This is a genomic window from Halorubrum xinjiangense (genome assembly GCF_049604745.1).
GTDB classification, from domain to species: domain Archaea; phylum Halobacteriota; class Halobacteria; order Halobacteriales; family Haloferacaceae; genus Halorubrum; species Halorubrum xinjiangense_A.
Window position 1 is genome coordinate 156492 of record NZ_CP187140.1, and the last position, 18946, is coordinate 175437.

Consider the following 18946-nt stretch of genomic DNA (forward strand, 5'->3'; position numbering starts at 1 on the left):
TCGGCTTCGACAGAAAATGGCGGGAGGGAGATTTGAACCACGGTCACTCCGCTTCGCTCCGTTCCCTGGTTCAAATCTCCTCGGGGCTATCTCGTCGACGACGCTGTTCACGCCTCGCTGCGCTCGGCGTTCACTGTCGTCGACAAAAGATAGCGGGAGGTAGATTTGAACTACCGATCTCCGGGTTATGAGCCCGGCGGAATCTCCTGGCTATCCCATCCCGCTATCGTAGCACAATCGGGTGCGACTGTTAAGGGTTCTGATCCCGACGCCGGTGTGCGATTCGTCCACGCGTCTTGGCGGTCGCGAACCCTCGCGCGGGCGGCCGAAATCAGTCCCTCCGTCACTCCTCGCTCGCGTCCCCGTCGTCGCTCGTCTTCGCCGCGACGGCCTTCATCCGGATCCGGAGCGCGAGGACCGCCACGAAGGCGAAGCCGACGGTCACCGCGACGTCGGCCGGGCCGCCGGAAAGCGCCCGCTGTGCGGTAAGTCCCGCCATCAGCGCGAACATGAACGACAGCAGTCCCGCGATCGGAATCACGTACCCCTCGCTGAACGCCGACCCCTCGGACTCGTCGCTCATTTCTCACCCCTCCGCGGCCGACCGTGAAAAGGCTCCCGCGACCGTCCGTCCCTTGCGTCGGCCGCAAACGATTTCACACATCATCGATAGTGATAGACGATGCATAAGCCGCTGTTGACGACGGACTTTCTGGACCGGGCGCGGCGCCACTACGCCGACGAGGAGGCCGTCCTCGCGGTCGACGGGACGCGATACACGTACGCGGAGCTCGGCGAACGAGCCGACCGCTTCTCCGCTGCGCTTCAGGCGCGCGGGATCGAGAAGGGCGACCGGGTCGCGGTGTTGGACCCGAACACCCACTACCACCTGGAGGCCGCCTACGGCGCGATGCAGGTCGGCGCGGTTCACACGCCGCTGAACTACCGGCTCACGCCCGACGACTTCTCGTACATGCTCTCGGACGCCGGCGTCGACGCAATTTACGCCGACGCCGAGTACGCCGAGAACGTCGAGGTGATCCGCGACGAGGTGCCCACGGAGACGTTCCTCACGAACGACGCGGACGCCGTGGAGGGCGACTGGGAGTCGTTCGAGGCCGCGCTCGACGACGCGGACCCCGACGCCTACGAGCGCCCGGAGATGGACGAAGACGAGGTGATCACGATCAACTACACCTCCGGGACCACCGGCGACCCGAAGGGCGTCTGTCGCACCCACCGCGCCGAGACGCTCCACGCGTACCTCATCTCGATCCACCAAGAGATCGCCGACGACGACGTGTACCTGTGGACGCTGCCGATGTTCCACGTCAACGGGTGGGGACACATCTACGCGATCACAGGGGCGGGCGCCCGGCACGTCTGTACCCGCGGGGTCGACGTCGCGGAGACGTTCGACCGGATCCGCGGCGAGGACGTCTCGTACTTCTGTGCGGCGCCGACCGTCCTCAACATGCTCGGCGACCACCACGCCGAACACGGCGGCGAAACGACCGGCGACAACGACGTGCGGGTCGCCACCGCGGGCGCCGCGCCGCCGGAGGCGACGATCCGCACCGTCGAGGAGGAGTTCGGCTGGGACCTCAAACACGTGTACGGCGCGACCGAGACGGGCCCGCTTATCACTACCTCCGACGCGAAGCGCCACTTCGACGAGGGGGCCGACGACCGGTTCGCGGTGAAGAAGACGCAGGGGATCGGCTACCTCGGCACGGACGTGCGCGTCGTCGACGAGAACGGCGAAGACGTGGCCGCCGACGGCGAGACGATCGGCGAGATCGTCGTGCGCGGCAACCAGGTGATGGACCGCTACTGGAACAAGCCCGAGGCCACCGAGGAGGCGTTCTCTGAGCGGCTGGAGGGGTACTACCACATGGGCGACCTGGCGGTCGTCGACGAGGACGGGTTCGTCTCGATCCAAGACCGCAAGAAGGATATCATTATCTCCGGCGGGGAGAACATCTCCTCGATCGAACTCGAGGACACCCTCTTCGAACACGACGTCGTCTCCGACGTCGCCGTGATTCCCGCGCCCGACGAGCGGTGGGGCGAGACGCCGAAGGCGTTCGTCGTCCCCGAGAGCGGCGACCCCGACGACGCGGGTGCGACCCCAGAAGAACTCAAGGCGTTCGTCCGCGATCGCGTCGCGGACTACAAGACGCCCGGCGAGGTGGAGTTCGTCGCGGAGCTTCCCACCACCGCAACCGGGAAGATCCAGAAGTACGAGCTGCGCGAGCGCGAGTGGGACGAGGAAGAGCGGATGGTCGGCGAGGGGTAGCGGACGCCGGCCGCGTTCGCGAGGCGTCTCGAACGGTCAACGGCTCCGTTTTTTCAGCAACTCACTCAGTTCTGGTCGGCAGCTGCGCCGCTTCGGTCCGCACCGGCGTTCCCCTCGGCTGCGTCGTCGGCGTCGCCGCCGTCGCCGCCCCGGTCGCCGTCGTCACCGTTCTCATCGTCGGCACCGTGTCCGGAGTCGCTCAGCCGGTCGGCCTCGATGCTCACGCCCGGCGGGGTGACGACGAGGAAGCCGCGGAAGTGCATCAGCTCGCCGTCCATCTCCTTCACGTCGCGCGCGAAGGGGGCGGCGAGCTCGTTGAGGTCGCCCTCTATCGACAACACCAGCGTGTTCCCGTAATCGACGCTGCGGACCCACTCCTCCGGGTCGGTCGTGCCGTCCAAGACGCCGAGGACGACGTCGCCGGCGGCCGCGAACGCCTCGTCCATCTTCGCTTCGGCGTCCCGCAGGTCGAGGTCCCAGTCGCTCATACGTGGGAGTCGACAGGAGGCGGCAAAAACGTTCGGACGCGACTCCCACTCCGACCCCGACCGCAGTCCGGTCACGGAGTGGTTAAGTGCGCGCCGACCCCAACAGACGCTATGAAACGCACGCGGCGGTCCCTGCTCGCGGCCGGTGCGGCGGTCGGCGTCGTCGGCGCGGCGGGATGTCTCGGCGGTGGCGGCGGGACCGACCTCGACCTCAGCGGCGTCGAACTCGACACCGGCGAGTACGACTGCGACCTGACGGAGCCGTCGGACCCGAACCTCGACTACCGACCCACCCTCGGCGACCCCGACGCCGACGTGGTCGTCCAGGCGTTCGAGGACTTCACCTGCGGCCACTGCGCCAGCTACAAGCTCGACCACTTCCCGATCATCCGCGAGGAGTACATCGAACCCGGCGAGATCCGGTACGAACACTGGGACTTCCCGCTTCCGGTCGACGAGATGTGGGCGGTCCCCGTCGCGAGCGCGGCCCGCGGCGTCGGCGCACGCAACGGCGACGAGGCGTTTTTCGAGTTCGCCTCGGCGGCCTACGAGTCGCAGGGGAGCTACAGCGGGGAGACGCTCGGCGCCGCCGCGGAGGCCGCCGGCGCGGACCCCTGCGCGGTGCTGTCCGACGCGCGGTTCGCGGCGTACGGAGAGGCGTCGGCGGACGACAGGTCGGAGGGCGCGTCGATGGGCGTCGAGGGGACGCCGACCATCTTCGTGAACGGAAGCCCCGTCGAGGACGGGTACGCGGCCGAATCGATCGCGTCGGCGATCGACGCCGAACTCTGAAACGCGCGCGACGAGCCCCGTCGGAACCGAACGGGCGCCGCCGCGACCGTTGAGCGAATATTCCCGGAGCGTCGATCTTTTGCCCGTTCGCCCCGTTTTATAAGTAGATGAGCGACGCCGACCCGGACGCCGATCCCTCCGCCGAAGCCGACGGCTCCGGCCACGGCGACGCCTCGATCGACGGCCACAGCTCGGTCGACGGCGACCCATCTGCTGCGGCCGCGGCCGAGGCCGACGCCGGTGAACGCCGTCGCCTCGGTGCGGTCGTCCTCGCGGTGCTGATCTCGCAGGTCCTCCTTTACCCCGGCGTGCCGGGCCTCGTCGTGGCGCTCGGCGCGCCCGCGGGCATCGACGCCGGGATGTGGTTCCTCGTCGCCGAGTTCGGCGCGTTCGTGACGTTCGCGGTCGTCTGGGGCGCGCTCTCGGACGCGCTCGGGACGCGGGTCCCGCTGATCGTCACCGGCGCGCTCGGCGGCGCGGCCTCGTACGTCGCGCTCGCGTCGCTGCCGGGCCTGGGATTCGGCTTCGAGGCCGCGCTCCTCGTCAGAGTGGTGGGCGGCGCGCTCACCATCGGCGCGTTCTCGCTTTCGATCACGCTCCTGATGGATCTGCGCGGCGGCAACGGCCGCAACATGGGGACCGCGGGGCTCGCGATCGGGCTCGGGGCGGCGGTCGGGTCGGTCGTCGGCGGGGCGCTCGCCGATATGGGCGCGCTGTACCCGGTGTACGCCGGCGCCGTCGTGCTGGCCGCGGCGGGACTGCTCGCGGTGACCGTCGACGACCGGGCGGCCACGTCGGGAACGGCGACGGCGACGACGGAACCGGGAGCCGACGCCGAGGCGACCGACACCGACGACGTCGGCTTCCGCGACGTGCTCGCCCGCGCCCGGACGACGCCCGGCCTCCTCGTCCCCCTGGCGTTCGGCTTCGTCGACCGCCTGACAGCGGGCTTTTTCGCCTTGGTCGGCGTCTACTACTTCCAGGATCCGGCGACGTTCGGCCTCTCCGCGGCCGGGGCGGGCGCGACACTCGCGCTCTTCTTCGTCCCGTTCGCGCTGCTCCAGTCGCCGTTCGGCGCGCTCTCGGACCGGATCGGGCGCTTCCTCCCTGTGGTGGCCGGCTCGCTCGCGTACGGCGTCGTCACGATCGGCGTCGGCGTCGCGCCGGCGTACCCGATCGCCGCGGGGCTGATGGTGCTGGTCGGCGTCTGCGGCGCGCTGATGGCTCCGGCGACGATGGCGCTCGTCACCGACCTCGTCAAGCCGGAGGTGCGCGGCGCGGCGATGGGCCTGTTCAACGTGTTCGGCTCGCTCGGCTTCCTCACGGGCTTTCTCATCGGCGGGAGCGCCACGGACGCGTTCGGCTACACGCCCGCGTTCCTCGCGGTCGGTGGGCTGGAGTTGGCCATCGCGATCGCGCTGCTGCCCGCGGTCCGCTCCATCTCGCCCGGCGCGGGCGTGATCGGCCGCCTCGGCGCGGAGGGGTGAGGTCGCTTCGACGGGACCGAGAAAGGGGTCGACGCGCCGTCGCTGTCACGTGCCTCCTCGCGGGCCGGGATCAGCTCGGCGCGTACCCCTCGCCGTCCTCGGTGTCGAGGAAGGCGGTGAGGAGGTCGACTGCGGCCTCGACGTCGCGCGCGTCGGCCGTCTCGACGGCGGAGTGGTGGTACCGGACGGGGACGGAGAGGGCGCCGACCGGTCGTGCGCCTCCGGCGTTCTGGAGCGCGCCGGCGTCGGTCCCGATGTTCCGAGCCACCTCGCGCTGGAAGTCGATTCCGCGCTCCTCGGCGAGGGACTCGAGCCGTTCGACGACCGCGGGCGTCGGGACGACGCTCGCGTCCTTCCGTTTCACGCCCACGCCGTCGCCGAGCTTCGATATCGCGTCCGCAGGGTCGACGCCGGGGTACGACTGCTCGAGCGTCCCGTCGATCGCGACGGCGAGGTCTGGGTCGACGTCTACACCCAGGGCGGCCGCGCCCCGCAGGCCGACCTCCTCCTGAACGGTCGCGGCGTAGTGAACCGTCACGTCGGGATCCGCGCGCCGCGCGGCCTCCAGCAGCACGTACACGCCCGCGCGGTCGTCGAGCGAGGAGCCGGCGACGCACCGCCCGATCTCTCGGAGGTCGCCGTCGAACGTGACGACGTCGCCGACGCGGAACGTCTCGGCGGCCGCCGCGGGGTCGAGCCCGGTGAACACGTGCGCGTCGTCGAGCGTCCACTCGTCCGGCGCCGCCTCGGCGGCCGTGTGCGCTGCCGTGACGCCGACCACCGCGCCGTACTCCCCGTCCTCGGCGTGGACGGTGACCGGGTGGCCGCGGAGCGCGTCCGGGTTCCAGCCGCCGAGCGGCTCTACGGAGAGGAAGCCGTCGTCGTCGACGTCGCTCACGACGAGCCCGATCTCGTCCATGTGCGCGGCGACGAGCACCTCGTAGCCGGGAGTTGCGTCTCCCTCAGCGGTCGCGATGACGTTGCCCATCGCGTCCGTCCGCACGGCGTCGACGGGGGGAAGTTCGTCTCGCACGACGTCCCGGATGCCGTCCTCGCGACCGACCGGCCCGGGGGCGTCCGCCAGTCGCGCGAGCAGGTCGAAGTTGAGCGTGGGGTTCGCGGTCACGTCCCGACCCTTGCGGGTCGCGCGTGAAAGTCCGGGGGTCGCGGCAGAACGGGCGCTCCCGCGATCCGCTCGGCGGGACGCAGCGCCGAGCGCCCGCTCCGCCCCGAGGCGAGTCCTTTTAACCGGCGCGTCGCCTCGGATCCCGTAACCGATGGACCTCCTCGTCGTCGGCGCCGGTGAGATCGGGCGCTGGGTCGCTGACACCGTCTCGGCCGAGGCCGCGCCGGTCGACGCGAGCGTCGCGTTCGTCGATCGCGACCCGTCCGTCGCTGCCGACGCCGCGTCGGGTCGCGACGCGCGGACGGTCGATGTCGACGGGGACTCCGTCCACGACGCGGTCTGCCTCGCGGTGCCGATGTCGGCGGTGCCCGCGGCGGTCGAGGCGTACGCGCCGCGGGCGGAGCGGGCGATCGTCGACGTCTCGGGCGAGATGACCGACGCCCTCGCCGCGATGCGCGAGCACGCCCCGGACCTCGAACGCGCGAGCTACCACCCGCTGTTCGCCCCGCCGCGTGTCCCGGGCAACGTCGCGGTCGTCGTCGACGAGGGCGGGCCGGCCGTCGAGGGGCTCACCGAATCGATCGGGGCCGGCGGCAACGACGTCTTCGAGACGACAGCGGACGAGCACGACGCGGCGATGGAGACGGTTCAGGCGGGCGCGCACGCCGCGGTGCTCGCGTGGCGGCTCGCCGCGGACCCGGTCCGCGAGGAGTTCCACACCCCCGTGTCGGCCGCGCTCGACGAGGTGGCCGACACCGTCACGGAGGGGTCGCCCGCGGTGTACGCCGAGATCCAACGCGCCTTCGACGGCGCCGAGGACGTGGCCGACGCCGCAGCGGCGATCGCGGACGCCGACGACGAGGCGTTCGCCGCCCTCTACGAGCGCGCCCGCGGCGACGGCGAGGGGCGGGACCGGCTGGAGTGAGACGACCCGAGACAGACGAAAATCCAATGATCGACAGAACTGCGGTCCGGAACAACGCGAACTACCTGCGCAACGTCAGACCGATCGACCCCGAAGAGATCGCCGAGTACATCGAGGGGACCCCGCACCCGGCGGTCGTCCGCGAGACGCTCCGCGAGGAGGCGTTCGACCTCCGGCTCCGCGAGCGCGAGGACGGCGCCTTCGTCCCCGTCGAGGAGTCGCCCGTCGACCCGCCGGGCTGGGCGCCCGAGGCGCTGCCGGAGGCGTACGCGTTCGCGGTCGAGGACCTGCTCGTCCGCGAGTACGGCGCGAACTGGCACCGCGGCGAGTCCGGCGACGAACTCCGCGAGCGCGTCCGCCGGATGAAGACGGACTACCTCTACGAGAACGAGGTCGAGTACGACCGCGTCGCGGCGCTCGGTTACGCGATCTACCACCTGCCGGCGTACTACGCGACGGTCGGCTACGTCCTCGACGACCTGACCGAGAACGGCCTGCTCGACCGTACGCTCCGCGTCCTCGACGTGGGCGCCGGCGTCGGCGGCCCCGCGCTGGGGCTCCACGACTACCTCCCCGAGGACGCGGTCGTCGACTACCACGCCGTCGAGCCGAGCGCTGCGACCGGTGTGCTCGACCGGATGTTGGAGGAGACCGGCCGCAACTTCCGGACGACGGTCCACGAGACGACGGCCGAGGCGTTCCTCGGGCTCGACGAGGCGGAAGGACCTGCCTCCGCCACGGACGACCCCTTCGACCTCGTCGTCTTCGGCAACGTCCTCTCGGAGCTCGACGACCCGGTTGCGGTCGCCGACGCCGCGCTCGACGCGCTCGCGCCCGACGGGAGCCTCGTTGCGTTCGCGCCCGCGGACCGGAACACTGCGATCGGGCTCCGCCGGGTCGAGCGCGAGGTCGTCGCCTCCGGCGGCGACCCCGGCCGCGACGCCGAGATATACTCGCCGGCGCTGCGGCTGTGGCCCGACGCGGTCCCGACCGATCCGGGCTGGTCCTTCGATGTCGCCGCCGACCTCGCGGTCCCGCCGTTCCAGCGCCGGCTCGACGAGGCGACGGCGCGCGGCGAGACCGACGAGCCGGGCGAGTTCGTCAACGTCGACGTGCAGTTCGCGTACTCGATCCTCCGTTCGGACGGCAAACGGCGCGTCGACGTCGAGGCGAGCGCGGAGCGGTGCGCGCGCATGGCCGAGTCGGAGCGCCACGTCACCGACCGGGTGAACCTGCTCGCGGTGAAGCTGAGCCACGACCTGAGCGAGGGCGAAAACGCCCTCTATCGCGTCGGCGACGGCTCGCAGGCGACCGACCACTACCTCGTCTGTACGCGCGAGACGACGCTGAACCGCGACCTCCGCGAGGCCGGCTACGGGTCGGTCGTCTTCGTCGAGAACGGGCTCGTCCTCTGGAACGAGGACGAGGGCGCGTACAACGTCGTCGTCGACGACGAAACGGTCGTCGACTTGGTCGCGCCCTGAACGGCCGAGACCATCGCCGGAACCGAACGTCTCAGTCACCAGCTACCGGCTCGATCAGGTCCGGCGCGTCGACGCTCGGCGAGTTCACCCGCGTCGACACCGGGTGTGCGGTCAGCTCGTCGCTCGGATACGGGTCGAGCAGCGCGGCGGCCTCGTCCGCGTCACCCCGGATCCACGTCTCCTCCTCGCCGGCATCGGGGTCTAAGATCACCGCCATCCGGTGGTGGAGGTCCGTGACGAGGTCGTTCGGCTCGGTGGTCACAATCGCGAACGTCTCGATCACGTCCGGGTCGTCGTTGGCTCCATCGTCTCCGTCTCTGCTTCCGCCGCCGAACGCGTCCAACCCGGTCTGGGTCGTCTCCGGCGTGGGCGGCTCCCACCGCTCGTAGATTCCGGCCATCGCGAACGGTCGGTCGTCCTCGAAGGCGACGCGGTAGGGGGTCTTCCCGGAACCTCGGTCCCCGCCGACCCACTCGTAGAAGCCGTCTGCGGGGACGAGACAGCGCCGGCGCTCGAAGACGTCGGCGAAGCTCCGCTTCTCGCGGACCGTCTCCGCTCGGGCGTTGATGAGGTCGAACGATTCGTCGGCCCACGAGGGGGTGAGCCCCCACTCCATCCGGGTCGCTTCCTCGGGGTCCTCGTCCGCGATCACCGGCAGCGACTGCCCCGGCGCGCAGTTGTAGCTCGGCTCGCGATTGCCGAAGTCGACGCCGAACCGCTCCTCGAGGTCGTCGGTCGGGGTGAAGAGGGTGTAGCGGCCGCACATGTCGACAACGTTGGGGCGGGACCCACTTAATCTCGCGACGATCGCGCCGACCCCGAGAGTACGTCCCAGCGGTCAGCGATGACCCCGTCGACCCCGGCCGCGAGGAGCCGCTCCGCGTCCGCGCGGTCGACCGCGGTCCACGCGTTCACAGCGAGCCCGGCGACGTGTGCCGCTTCGACGAACTCCGGCTCGGTCGCGACGTCGATCGGCGGGTGGACCGCGACGCAGCCGAGGTCGGTCGCCGTCTCGACCACGCTCTCCGGCGTGCCGTCCGCGACGAGCAGCGTGCGGTCCGTCGCCGGGTCGCGGTCCCGCAGCGCCGTCAGCGCCTCGGGATGGAACGACGAGAACAGCACATCGTTGCTGGCTCGTCGGGCCGCGTCGAGCGCGTCGCCCGCGACGCCCGACTCCTTGAGTTCGACGTTGACGAGGAGCTTGTCGGGCGCCGCGTCGAACACTTCTTTGAGTCGCGGAATCGGCTCTCCGGAGTCGAGGACCGTCAGCTCGCGGAGATCGTTCCAGTCGGCGTCTGCGACGCTCCCGGACGCGTCAGTCAGCCGGTCGAGTTCGGCGTCGTGGAAGACGACGAGTTCGCCGCTCGCGCACCGACGCACGTCGATCTCGACAGCGTCGACGTGCGGCGCGGAGCGCTCGACGGCTTCGACCGTGTTCTCCGGGTACTGCCCCGCGCAGCCGCGGTGGCCAATCATGGTGACGTCGGCCGGGTTCGTCCGGGTCGTTTCGCCGTTCACGCCTTACCCCTCGGTCGGCTCACTCGGTCGATCATGGTCCCGGTTCGGGCTCGAACCGTGTTAGCACTTCCCCCCAATCTTGCCGCGCGGCCGGTCCCGTCGGGTTTTTGGCCGCGCGTCGCTCCGGGACGGATATGCGCATCGAGAACAGCTTCATCCCCGTCGAGGGGGTGGGCGAGACGACCGAACGGCGCCTCTGGGAGCGAGGGGTCACGACGTGGGAGGAGTTCGACCCCGCGGTCGACGTCGCGGGGGTGGGGTCGACGACCGCCGACCGGATCGAGTCGTTCATCGCGGAGGCGCTCGCGCGGCTCGACGACGGCGATTCCGCCTACTTCGACCGGGAGTTCCCCTCGGGCGAGCGCTGGCGGCTCTACGAGAACTTCCGCGAGGAGACCTGCTTCTTCGACATCGAGACGACCGGCCTCGACGAGCGGCGCGACCGCGTGACGACGGTCAGCTTCCATCAGGGCGGCGAGACGACGACGCTCGTCGCGGGCGATGACCTCACCGCGCAGCGCCTCCGCGAGCAGTTCGCTGACGCGAGCCTGCTCGCGACGTTCAACGGCGCGCGCTTCGACATCCCCTTCCTTGAGACCTCCTTCGACCTCGAGGTCGACACGCCCCACCTCGACCTCATGTACCCCGCGAAGCGGATCGGGCTCTCGGGCGGGCTGAAGCCGATCGAGAAACAGCTCGGGATCGACCGCGACCGACCGGACATCTCCGGGCGCGACGCGGTCCGCCTCTGGCGCGAGTACGAGCGCGGCGACGAGGCGGCGCTGGAGACGCTCGTCTCGTACAACCGCGAGGACACCGTGAACCTACAGACGCTCGCAGACGAGGTCTGTGCGCGGCTCGACGAAGAGCTGTTCGTCGCCGCTCCGGACGGAGACGGCGACTGAGCGGAACCCGTAGCTCGCGGGCGGCGGGTACGGACTGTCGCGGCGTACGGTCGAACTCGGGGGCGCGCAGGAGAATTCCGCCGGACTAGACGCCCAACTCGTCCGCGCTCAGGACTCGTCTTCTGCTGTCGCCGCGTCCGCGGTCACCGGCGCGGCCTCCTCGTCGGTCTCGTCGGCCTCTTCGTCGTCGGTGGTCTCGGCGGTCTCGTCGTCGGCCTCGTCGGCCTCTTCGTCGTCGGGCTCCCGTCCATCTGTGTCGCCGGACGCCGACGGTTCGATCTCGACCGGCTCGTCGTTTGTCTCGGATTTGTCGCCGCTGGTCTCGGCGTCGCCGTCGTCGGCGTCCGCTTCGTCCACGTCGTCGGCGTCCGCTTCGTCCACGTCGTCGGCGTCCGCTTCGTCCACGTCGTCGGCGTCCGCTTCGTCCACGTCGTCGGCCTCGTCGGTCTCGCTTGCGTCGTCATCCTCTCCGTCCGTCTCCTGGATCAGCTTCATCTCGCCGCGGGCCCGGAGCGTTCCCTGTATCTCCGCGCCGTCGTACACCACGAGGTCGCCAGCGGAGACGTCGCCGAGGACGCGCGCGCCGCTCTCGACGGTCACGGTCCCGCCGCGGGTCGTCACGTCGCCGTGGATGACCGTGTCGGCTCCGACGGTGACGTCCTCGCGGGCGCGCAGCGAGCCGAACACCTCGTTGCGCTCGCCGACGCGGATCGACGCCGCGCGGAGGTTGCCGTGGAGGCGGCAGTCGTCGCCGACGGTCGCGGGCGTCGACACGCGCCAGGCGTCGTCGGAGATCTCGGCGCTCCGCGGGACCAGCAGGGGGTCGCGGACGTCGTCGCCGTCGGCGAGCGCCTCGGCCAGCTCGTCGGCGGCGTCGGTCTCGCCGACGCGCAGCAGCTGCGAGAGGACGATGAAGTAGAAGACGATCGTCGGTACCGGGTTCCGGATGACGATCCAGCCGTTGGCCTCGAACCCCTCCTCGATCGTCACGTCGTCGCCGATGTCGAGGTCGCCCGACACCATCAGGCGGCCGGTGACGGTCACCCGCTCGCCGAGGTACGCGTCCTCGCCGACCAGCACGTTCCCGTCGACGGAACACCACGTGTCGAGCCGGCAGTCGCCCTCGGCCTCGATGTCGTTGGCGACGCTCACGCGTTCGCCGATCGCGACGTTGCGGCCGCGGACGCCGAGCTCGACGGTCGACTGCCCGCCCACGAGCACGTCGCCGTCGACGACGACGTCGTGCTCCTCGACGGTCGTCCCCGAGGGGATCGCGAGCTCCTCTATCGGACCGTCTCCTCGCAGCGACACACCGGGAGCAGTCGCCCCGCGCCTATAAACGGTACGGGGCGTCGGACGGGCGTCGGACGCGTGCGCGCCGCGTCAGGTCGGCACAGATCCGCAGAACCTCCTTCCGGACCGGGACGTGAACCCCTACCGCGGCGGATCACGGTCGCTGCGCTTTTCAGTGCGCCGCCGAAGAGACACTCATGGGATTCGGATCGTACGACGAGAGCGAACAGAAGGACCAGGACGTCGACACCGACGAGGACGACGCGGTCAACGTCCACGAGAACGACCACGACGGCGACGTCACCATCGAGGGCGACGCCGACACCGACGACCTCGTCGGCCGGCTCTCGGAGATGCGGGACGACGACGAGGAGTAGCTACCGACGAGAGACCCCCACGCCCGATAGCCCCCAGCGGGGCCCGAGCCGTGTCGCGCTCCTTTTACAGATTCGCCGCCTACGCCGACGCATGAGTACCGACCTGACGTTCACCGACCGCGGGGTCGACGTCGTCTACGAGGGGACCGAGTTCGAGCTGGAGAAGACGCTGATCGAGGACGCGACCGGGAAGTCGTACCGCGACGTCACCGACCACGAGGTCCTGACGATCGTCGCCGAGGACCCGAAGCTGGACGGCGAGCCGGTCCGGATCGGCGACGTCTTATAAACTACGAGCGGAACCGCTCGCCCTCACTCCGCGGCGACGAGCTTGTAGCCGCCGCCGTCGACGTCGCCGCCGTTCGGGTCCGGCGCGCGCTCGGCGTAGTAGATCTCTCCGTCGACGACGCGGGGCGCGCTCGTTATCCACCCGTCGTGTTCGACCCGCCACACCTCGTTGCCGGAGTCGGCGTCCAGCGCGTAGAGGGTACCGTCCTTCGAGCCCGTCAGCACGCGGTCGCCGGTCGTCGTCGCGCAGCCGGTCAGCGGGCGGCCGGTCCGGAAGCGCCACTCCATCTCGCCCGTCGACGCGTCGAGCGCGTACAGGTGGTCGTCGTGGCTCCCCATGTACACCACGTCGCGCTCGGCGTCGATCGCGGGCCCCGTCATCGAGAGGTCGCCCGTCTCGAAGCGCCAGTCCCAGTACCTCACAAAGCCGGTTAGTTAGAACGTCTGCTTGCTGTGAATGTGACCAAACACCAGCAGCAAGCAGACAGTGAACTCCACGAAGACCAACTCCTTAACTTCCTCGTCAACCAGCTTGACGAGGAAGTTACTCTGAATCTCGCCAACAACGCTGAAATCGATACAGAGGACATCCACGAGGTCCTCGTCGGCGCAACCGCCGACGGGACCTCGATCTCGACGCTCTGCAACTCCAGTCAAGACTCCCCATCGGCGAACACGATCCTCTATCACCTCAGGACGAAGTTCGAGCCGGAACGGCTCGAACGAGTCGCAAACACCCTTCTTCGACGAAATATCGTTGAACTGCTCCCCGAGCAGGTGGAGGTCTGCGCAGACCTCCACCTGCGGCCCTACTACGGTAATGAAGACGACACGCAGAGCCTCTATCACTCGGAAGCCAAGCGTGGAACCACCGCGTTCCACGCCTACGCCACACTCTACGCGCGTGTGAAGAACAAACGCTACACGCTGGCGGTACGCCGTCTCGAAGACGGCGATACCGCCAGCAGCGTCCTCGCTGAGTTCTTCGGTGTCCTCGACGGCCTTGACACCGAGGTCAAGGCCGTCTATCTTGATCGCGGATTCTACGACAGCAAGTGCCTCACGCTGCTTCAAGCGCATAACTACGCGTACGTGATCCCGATCATTCGGTGGGGGAAGACGATTCAGCAAGAGCTCTCGAAAGGGTGGAGCCGTGTCATCAACCATGATCTGACAGGGAAACTCGACGGTCACAGCTGGACCGTCGAGTTTCCCGTCTACATCGACTGTACGTACCTAAACGGGAAGTACGACGAGAACGGTGTGGCGCGTCACGGCTACGCCGCTGACGCGCCGTTTATTGAGACACCACGCGACGCTCGATACCACTACTCGAAACGCTTCGGTATCGAGTCGAGCTATCGCTTGTCTGAGCAAGCGATAGCGAAAACAACGACGCGAGACGCGACGGTGAGACTGCTGTTCGTTGTGGTGAGTCTGCTGTTACAGAACGCGTGGCGGTATCTCCACTACGAATACGTGGCGACGCCCCGCCGAGGCGGGCGTCGCCTCTGGTGGTGGCCGTACAAGGAGTTCGTGAACATGGTTCGACGAGCTGCGTGGACGGCCCTCGCGGTGCGTCGGGCCGTCCCCGCAAACCGACCACCGGACGACCGGTTCCACCGGTAGTCACCGACCGAGTACGCCGTCTCGTGAGTGGCAACGCTGTCGCGTCGGCGGCTGAGCGCCGCCGACAGCGACAGCTCCGGCTTCGGACAGCGCTGATCAGCCACTACCGACGACTCATTGTAACAGAATAGGTGACTCAGGTCAGGTTCGCTGACGATGCTTTGTGAGGTACTGAGTCCTCCTCGCCCGTCGCGAGGTCCACGCGGTAGACGTTGAAGTCCCACGAGCCGAAGAAGGCGGCGCCGTCGTACGTCGCGATCGGGCCCTTGATCTCGCCGTCGTTGAAGTCGGGCGGATCGGTTGCGAACCGCCACTGAAACTCTAGGTCCGGGAAGCTCCAGCAGTAGAGATAGCCGTCGTTCGACCCACACACCATCCGCCCCGCGTCGAGCGAAATCGCGGGCGAGGAGTGGGGGTGGTCGGTGGGCCGGTGCTGGGGCTCCTCCCACGTCACGTCGCCCGTCTCCGCGTCGACCGCGAACATGCGCCCCTCGGGGTCGGGGAACTCGACGGAGACGTACAGTTCGCCGTCGAGGTACAGCGGGCTCGACCCGATCGAGCCGCCGAGGTTCGTCGACCACTCTAGGTCGCCCGAGTCGAGCGCGAACGCGTAGAGCACGCCGTCGTACGCGCCGACGTACGCGCGGCCGTCCGCGACCGCCGGCGTGCCGTGAATCCCGCGACCCCCGGCGTTGGTCTCCCCGCGCCAGCGCACCTCGCCGTCGGCCGTTATCGACAGCAGGTCGCCGGTGTCGCCCGGGAGGACGACGCCCCCGTCGGGGGTCGGCACTGCGCTCGCCTTCGCCGCGCTGTGTTCGCCGGTGTTCACCTCCGGGATCCGCCACGCCTCCTCGACCGCGTCCGGCACCGTCTCGTCGGGGTAGTACCCCCACCGCTCCAGCGACCCGCGGAACTGCGCGACGCCCGGCGGGATCGTCTGCGGCGTCGGATCCCCCGCGCCGGGGTCCACGTCGGGGGCCTCCCGCTCCTCGTCGATGGGCGTGCTGTCGAGGGAGGCGCAGCCGGCCGCGGCGGCGGTCGTCGCCGCGCCGACCGCGGCGAGCCACTCGCGTCGAGAGCGGGCGTCAGTCATCGGGGTAGCCGTCGCGTCGGGGTCGCTTTAGTGTGGCGGCCGCGCCGGTCGCGGCCGGCGTCGCGCGTTTCGACCGGACGACTTTTTCCGCCGCCCTCCGAAGCGAGGGTATGGAGATCGGATTCGACCTCGGCGCGAACGTCCCGTCCGGCGTGTTCGCGCTCCACGCCGTCATCGCCCTCGTGTTCTTGGGTCTCGCGGGCGTGAACGGTTCGAACGGCGAAATAATCGGGCTGGGGATCTACCTCGCGATGGCGGGCATGATCGCTATCGTCGGCGTGATGGCCGCGCGGATCGTGGCGCGGCGGTAGTTGGAAGCCGAATCGAATTTCCGACGCCGCCGACCCGCCGACGAGCCCGCACCTGTCCGTCGAGTACGCTTCTTTTCCCCTACTCCGATCCCGAGCGGCTTCCGTTGGAACCGACTGACGAGGAGTGGACCATACCTCAGACGGACTGACCACACCGAACCTATCAGTTTCTAAGTGTCCCAACGAAGTCCAAGCTGAACGTCACCGCTCTCTGAATTTGACCGTGTAGCCGTTATTGCGCAGTGCTTCAACGAGGTCGTCTCCACGCTCGATTGTGAACTCGTGGAACGAGTTCGTGGGGCTGTCTGCCGAATACAGCTCTGAGTCGATATTCTCCGGGATTTCGTTTTGATGGGTGTCTTCTTGGACAACAACGGGCTGGCTGGGTACGTGGGTAGAACTGCTATCTTCTGACATTCGGACATCCCCTGTTACAACTATTCGGCTATTTGAATTCCGATTCTGATCTCTGTTGAGAGAGCTATCTGTTTTCTATACCTCTCACGGTGTTTTTACCAGAATAGGGTGGAGAGCTTAGGCGCATTGAGGGCGCTCAAGATCGTCTGCTTTCGCTTTACATCAGCTTTCCAAATTGTATCATGGCGTGTGTCATCATCCCCTGATCGAATGAAATATAACTATCCTTGGAAGCGGAGAAGTTAACGGAAAAAGCCTCTGCTGGCAATTACGAAGCATTTCGGAGTAATATGGGGCCGGAGGGATCGTGAACCACGCAGACTTCGCTCCGCTCGTCCGCTGGGTTCAAATCCCTCCTCAGCACGGCGCCGTCGCTCGCGGTGTTGCTCGCGACGGCAGGAAGTGGGGCCGGAGGGATTTGAACCCCCGATCGACTGATATCTCCGGTGCGCCTCGGAACTCCAGAGGGTCGTCAACACGACCGATGATCAGTCGGCCGCTCGGTATATCAGTCTGGAGTGTCGTCCCGGGCGCAAGCCTCTGGAGTCAGTCGCCATGCCTGGCTTGGCCACAGCCCCGCGTGATCTCGCATCAGACCGTTGCCGAAACGCGGATAAAGGGGTTTCGATCGAGGGCGTTCGGGGGACGGCGACGCGCTCTCGGTCCCGCGAATATCGGTCCGCTTCGGGGCCGTATGGAACGGACGAAGATCGGCGCTACTCCCGATCGTCGGCGCTCCAGTCGCAGTCCTGGCATTTGTAGCCGGTGACGAACTCGGTCACGCTCGGCATGTACCCGACCGAGATGACGTCGAGTACTGAGCAGCGCGCAACGTGTCGACTGCTTACACGCGATGGGTGCTAGTTTGCCCATAGGAGACTCGCTAACACCGAAATGGGGGATGATTCTGTCGCAAACCCCTTCGAAGTTAGTCCGACGCTGCTGGTCAACCACGTATTCGATCAGTGAGTGTATCGTGATAAAATGTCGCGTTGCTGGTTAAACTGGCAGTGACGAAGTATAAGTCGAATCTCCACAAGTAAAATATAAATTAGTAATAACAGGTTTAGTCAGCCACGGCCAATTATCTAGCTACTCTACTAGCATCACACTCATATCACAGAGTACTCACCCAGCCCCGCCTCCGCCTCTCGTAGTATGCCAGCAGATATTGGACGTTCCGCCCCGCCTCCGCAGGTCGGTTATGCCCGCAAAGATTCACTCACTGCCCCGCTCTGCGTTCACTGTTGTATACAAAATATCTGTGCCAAGGACACGTTCCTTCCAAGACGCACACTAGTACGAGCCAAGATATCTATATCAACAACAACAGTTCTAGGTTCTTCCTGAGCAATCACACATGGTTCATCCTAACTCCCACCACTATACATTACCTTCGGGGGAATCAGACGTTAGAAGGCTTGTAGGGCATGTTTAGTATAATTGTTAGAGACGGATGGGTTAGTTCGGAGTCTATCGATGACGCTCGATGTCCTACTTCATGGATAAGTTCAGTTGAGCCATCCGCTCACTCGGGGAGCTCATAGTTTTCCTCAACGTGGTCTACCAGTTGTCGGAACTGGCGCCCAGTAGCACCGATGATATCGAACTCATCGGCGAGTGATTTGATTTCGGACCACCAGGGGGTATCCTTGATTTCTGCCACTGTGCGCAGACTGTAGAACTCTGCCAGTGCTTCCATTGTGAGGCCGACAATTGCTCCGTTGATACCTCCGTATTGATTGAACTCCAGGATATCACGACTATGGATCAGATGGAGGACACGGTTACGGACATATTCGGGGGCCTCCAGCTGCTGGAGACATGTATCCGCTAGGTGGTTCTTGAACTGGTCGAAGTTTGAGACGACCTCCATGTTCACCGTGCTATCGGCATAGTGACCCGCCTCAGCGCCGAGTGAGGGATCGCTTGGGTTGACATCCTGGCCCCTATCAACCAACCACATTCGCTGGATCTGCTGCTTGTGACGGGATTCCAATTCTTGGATATCCACATTTAGATCATTAGCAGCGAACCATGTCTCCGAGACGGTTTTTCCCAACGAGAGCTGTCCCCCAGTGATTTCAAAGTGATTCCCTTTGGCGTCAACAGTTGCCTGCGGGTTTCCCGCAGCTCTGGGGTCAGACCACACCTCGACTCGGGGATCATCTTGTGGGTTAGCTGTTCGGTCGATTCGAGACGTCGACTGTTGCCGTTTAGGCAGTGAGTTTATAGGTTTCATTACCACCGCACAATACCCTGCCTCCGACTGAGACCCGAACAACTTCACGAGCGATCGGTATCGCCATTCGATGGCTACACACCGCTGGTAGGGCGCGTTGTGTATCTGGTTGCCGTTGTTGGGGCCCCGGTATGGGGAGGTTGTAGAGCAGTGCGTGCGACGGTTGCCTCCGAAAGACCGACTACACACAAACATCTAATCTAGTGGGACAAAAGTGTGTCCCAGCAAGCCCATACGTTGCTTAGCAACCACAGTGTTCAACAGAAACACGA

20 protein-coding genes, 2 tRNA genes and 1 pseudogene are annotated in these 18946 nt (G+C 67.1%); 10 read left to right on the plus strand and 13 right to left on the minus strand.

Annotation, left to right across the window (positions count from 1 at the left end):
• Positions 1-150 precede the first annotated feature (150 nt).
• Together ACOZ35_RS01695 and ACOZ35_RS01700 are read right to left on the minus strand one after the other, a co-directional pair.
• A tRNA-Met gene (locus tag ACOZ35_RS01695) sits at positions 151-225 on the minus strand.
• A gap of 118 nt (positions 226-343) precedes the next feature.
• Positions 344-583, minus strand: a complete 240-nt coding sequence (locus ACOZ35_RS01700; protein WP_424014764.1) for a hypothetical protein — start codon at positions 581-583, stop codon at positions 344-346.
• A gap of 99 nt (positions 584-682) precedes the next feature.
• Here ACOZ35_RS01700 and ACOZ35_RS01705 point away from each other — a divergent pair, with 99 nt between their 5' ends.
• Entirely contained in the window at positions 683-2299 is a 1617-nt protein-coding gene (locus ACOZ35_RS01705; RefSeq protein WP_424014765.1) for a long-chain-fatty-acid--CoA ligase, read from the plus strand.
• Positions 2300-2364: 65 nt separating this feature from the next.
• Here the strand turns inward: ACOZ35_RS01705 and ACOZ35_RS01710 are convergent, their stop codons facing one another.
• On the minus strand, positions 2365-2787 hold the full coding sequence (locus tag ACOZ35_RS01710; RefSeq protein ID WP_424014766.1) for a DUF5779 family protein: 423 nt from the start codon (positions 2785-2787) through the stop codon (positions 2365-2367).
• Positions 2788-2898: 111 nt separating this feature from the next.
• On the opposite strand from ACOZ35_RS01710, the gene ACOZ35_RS01715 reads away from it, so the two are divergent.
• Together ACOZ35_RS01715 and ACOZ35_RS01720 are read left to right on the plus strand one after the other, a co-directional pair.
• A complete protein-coding gene (locus tag ACOZ35_RS01715) occupies positions 2899-3579 on the plus strand; it encodes a DsbA family protein (protein ID WP_424014767.1) in 681 nt (226 codons plus the stop codon).
• A 107-nt stretch (positions 3580-3686) separates the two neighbouring features.
• On the plus strand, positions 3687-5066 hold the full coding sequence (locus tag ACOZ35_RS01720) for an MFS transporter (RefSeq protein WP_424014768.1): 1380 nt from the start codon (positions 3687-3689) through the stop codon (positions 5064-5066).
• Positions 5067-5136: 70 nt separating this feature from the next.
• On the opposite strand, the gene ACOZ35_RS01725 is transcribed toward ACOZ35_RS01720, so the two are convergent.
• Positions 5137-6192, minus strand: a complete 1056-nt coding sequence (locus ACOZ35_RS01725; RefSeq protein WP_424014769.1) for a M42 family metallopeptidase — start codon at positions 6190-6192, stop codon at positions 5137-5139.
• 151 nt (positions 6193-6343) lie between these two features.
• Here ACOZ35_RS01725 and ACOZ35_RS01730 point away from each other — a divergent pair, with 151 nt between their 5' ends.
• Both ACOZ35_RS01730 and ACOZ35_RS01735 read left to right on the plus strand, forming a co-directional pair.
• The gene (locus ACOZ35_RS01730; protein WP_424014770.1) at positions 6344-7117 is read left to right on the plus strand and encodes a prephenate dehydrogenase; all 774 of its coding nucleotides are present in this window, start codon (positions 6344-6346) and stop codon (positions 7115-7117) included.
• A gap of 26 nt (positions 7118-7143) precedes the next feature.
• Positions 7144-8601 (plus strand): small ribosomal subunit Rsm22 family protein, encoded by a 1458-nt coding sequence (locus ACOZ35_RS01735; protein WP_424014771.1) that lies wholly within the window; start codon positions 7144-7146, stop codon positions 8599-8601.
• 31 nt (positions 8602-8632) lie between these two features.
• Here the strand turns inward: ACOZ35_RS01735 and ACOZ35_RS01740 are convergent, their stop codons facing one another.
• Both ACOZ35_RS01740 and ACOZ35_RS01745 read right to left on the minus strand, forming a co-directional pair.
• Positions 8633-9367 (minus strand): SOS response-associated peptidase, encoded by a 735-nt coding sequence (locus tag ACOZ35_RS01740; protein WP_424014772.1) that lies wholly within the window; start codon positions 9365-9367, stop codon positions 8633-8635.
• A gap of 26 nt (positions 9368-9393) precedes the next feature.
• The gene (locus ACOZ35_RS01745) at positions 9394-10077 is read right to left on the minus strand and encodes a glycerophosphodiester phosphodiesterase (protein ID WP_424016094.1); all 684 of its coding nucleotides are present in this window, start codon (positions 10075-10077) and stop codon (positions 9394-9396) included.
• A 176-nt stretch (positions 10078-10253) separates the two neighbouring features.
• Between ACOZ35_RS01745 and ACOZ35_RS01750 the strand changes: the two genes are divergently transcribed.
• Positions 10254-11024, plus strand: coding sequence for a ribonuclease H-like domain-containing protein (locus ACOZ35_RS01750; RefSeq protein WP_424014773.1), 771 nt, complete (start codon positions 10254-10256; stop codon positions 11022-11024).
• 108 nt (positions 11025-11132) lie between these two features.
• Here ACOZ35_RS01750 and ACOZ35_RS01755 read toward each other — a convergent pair whose 3' ends face one another.
• Positions 11133-12335, minus strand: a complete 1203-nt coding sequence (locus tag ACOZ35_RS01755; RefSeq protein WP_424014774.1) for a polymer-forming cytoskeletal protein — start codon at positions 12333-12335, stop codon at positions 11133-11135.
• Between the two features lie 179 nt (positions 12336-12514).
• Here ACOZ35_RS01755 and ACOZ35_RS01760 point away from each other — a divergent pair, with 179 nt between their 5' ends.
• Both ACOZ35_RS01760 and ACOZ35_RS01765 read left to right on the plus strand, forming a co-directional pair.
• Positions 12515-12694: a DUF5786 family protein gene (locus ACOZ35_RS01760; RefSeq protein WP_424014775.1), complete on the plus strand. Its 180-nt coding sequence runs from the start codon at positions 12515-12517 to the stop codon at positions 12692-12694.
• Positions 12695-12785: 91 nt separating this feature from the next.
• Positions 12786-12983 carry a DUF5800 family protein gene (locus ACOZ35_RS01765; RefSeq protein ID WP_424014776.1) on the plus strand — a complete coding sequence of 66 codons (198 nt, stop codon included), beginning with the start codon at positions 12786-12788 and terminating at the stop codon, positions 12981-12983.
• Positions 12984-13006: 23 nt separating this feature from the next.
• Here the strand turns inward: ACOZ35_RS01765 and ACOZ35_RS01770 are convergent, their stop codons facing one another.
• Positions 13007-13405: a PQQ-binding-like beta-propeller repeat protein gene (locus ACOZ35_RS01770; protein ID WP_424014777.1), complete on the minus strand. Its 399-nt coding sequence runs from the start codon at positions 13403-13405 to the stop codon at positions 13007-13009.
• Positions 13406-13441: 36 nt separating this feature from the next.
• Between ACOZ35_RS01770 and ACOZ35_RS01775 the strand changes: the two genes are divergently transcribed.
• Entirely contained in the window at positions 13442-14611 is a 1170-nt protein-coding gene (locus ACOZ35_RS01775; protein WP_424014778.1) for an ISH3 family transposase, read from the plus strand.
• Positions 14612-14747: 136 nt separating this feature from the next.
• Here ACOZ35_RS01775 and ACOZ35_RS01780 read toward each other — a convergent pair whose 3' ends face one another.
• Complete coding sequence (locus tag ACOZ35_RS01780; RefSeq protein WP_424014779.1) at positions 14748-15704, minus strand: PQQ-binding-like beta-propeller repeat protein; 957 nt, start codon at positions 15702-15704, stop codon at positions 14748-14750.
• A 110-nt stretch (positions 15705-15814) separates the two neighbouring features.
• Between ACOZ35_RS01780 and ACOZ35_RS01785 the strand changes: the two genes are divergently transcribed.
• A complete protein-coding gene (locus ACOZ35_RS01785) occupies positions 15815-16015 on the plus strand; it encodes a hypothetical protein (RefSeq protein WP_424014780.1) in 201 nt (66 codons plus the stop codon).
• 201 nt (positions 16016-16216) lie between these two features.
• Here ACOZ35_RS01785 and ACOZ35_RS01790 read toward each other — a convergent pair whose 3' ends face one another.
• The 4 genes and pseudogenes from ACOZ35_RS01790 to ACOZ35_RS01805 all read right to left on the minus strand — a co-directional run bounded on the left by ACOZ35_RS01790 (position 16217) and on the right by ACOZ35_RS01805 (position 18584).
• Positions 16217-16432: a hypothetical protein gene (locus ACOZ35_RS01790; RefSeq protein WP_149798596.1), complete on the minus strand. Its 216-nt coding sequence runs from the start codon at positions 16430-16432 to the stop codon at positions 16217-16219.
• 403 nt (positions 16433-16835) lie between these two features.
• A tRNA-Trp gene (locus ACOZ35_RS01795) sits at positions 16836-17010 on the minus strand.
• A 138-nt stretch (positions 17011-17148) separates the two neighbouring features.
• A pseudogene (locus ACOZ35_RS01800) lies at positions 17149-17244 on the minus strand (DUF5795 family protein); the annotation flags it as partial.
• 716 nt (positions 17245-17960) lie between these two features.
• On the minus strand, positions 17961-18584 hold the full coding sequence (locus ACOZ35_RS01805; RefSeq protein ID WP_424014781.1) for a hypothetical protein: 624 nt from the start codon (positions 18582-18584) through the stop codon (positions 17961-17963).
• Positions 18585-18946 lie beyond the last annotated feature (362 nt).

Excerpts from the sequence above, each read along its gene's own strand:
- ACOZ35_RS01740 (WP_424014772.1), bottom strand. The coding sequence starts at position 9,367 with ATGTGCGGCCGCTACACCCTCTTCACCCCGACCGACGACCTCGAGGAG.
- ACOZ35_RS01780 (WP_424014779.1), bottom strand. The coding sequence starts at position 15,704 with ATGACTGACGCCCGCTCTCGACGCGAGTGGCTCGCCGCGGTCGGCGCG.
- ACOZ35_RS01785 (WP_424014780.1), top strand. The coding sequence starts at position 15,815 with ATGGAGATCGGATTCGACCTCGGCGCGAACGTCCCGTCCGGCGTGTTC.
- ACOZ35_RS01715 (WP_424014767.1), top strand. The coding sequence starts at position 2,899 with ATGAAACGCACGCGGCGGTCCCTGCTCGCGGCCGGTGCGGCGGTCGGC.
- ACOZ35_RS01705 (WP_424014765.1), top strand. The coding sequence starts at position 683 with ATGCATAAGCCGCTGTTGACGACGGACTTTCTGGACCGGGCGCGGCGC.
- ACOZ35_RS01710 (WP_424014766.1), bottom strand. The coding sequence starts at position 2,787 with ATGAGCGACTGGGACCTCGACCTGCGGGACGCCGAAGCGAAGATGGAC.
- ACOZ35_RS01730 (WP_424014770.1), top strand. The coding sequence starts at position 6,344 with ATGGACCTCCTCGTCGTCGGCGCCGGTGAGATCGGGCGCTGGGTCGCT.
- ACOZ35_RS01745 (WP_424016094.1), bottom strand. The coding sequence starts at position 10,077 with ATGATTGGCCACCGCGGCTGCGCGGGGCAGTACCCGGAGAACACGGTC.
- ACOZ35_RS01700 (WP_424014764.1), bottom strand. The coding sequence starts at position 583 with ATGAGCGACGAGTCCGAGGGGTCGGCGTTCAGCGAGGGGTACGTGATT.
- ACOZ35_RS01790 (WP_149798596.1), bottom strand. The coding sequence starts at position 16,432 with ATGTCAGAAGATAGCAGTTCTACCCACGTACCCAGCCAGCCCGTTGTT.
- ACOZ35_RS01765 (WP_424014776.1), top strand. The coding sequence starts at position 12,786 with ATGAGTACCGACCTGACGTTCACCGACCGCGGGGTCGACGTCGTCTAC.
- ACOZ35_RS01760 (WP_424014775.1), top strand. The coding sequence starts at position 12,515 with ATGGGATTCGGATCGTACGACGAGAGCGAACAGAAGGACCAGGACGTC.
- ACOZ35_RS01720 (WP_424014768.1), top strand. The coding sequence starts at position 3,687 with ATGAGCGACGCCGACCCGGACGCCGATCCCTCCGCCGAAGCCGACGGC.
- ACOZ35_RS01735 (WP_424014771.1), top strand. The coding sequence starts at position 7,144 with ATGATCGACAGAACTGCGGTCCGGAACAACGCGAACTACCTGCGCAAC.
- ACOZ35_RS01750 (WP_424014773.1), top strand. The coding sequence starts at position 10,254 with ATGCGCATCGAGAACAGCTTCATCCCCGTCGAGGGGGTGGGCGAGACG.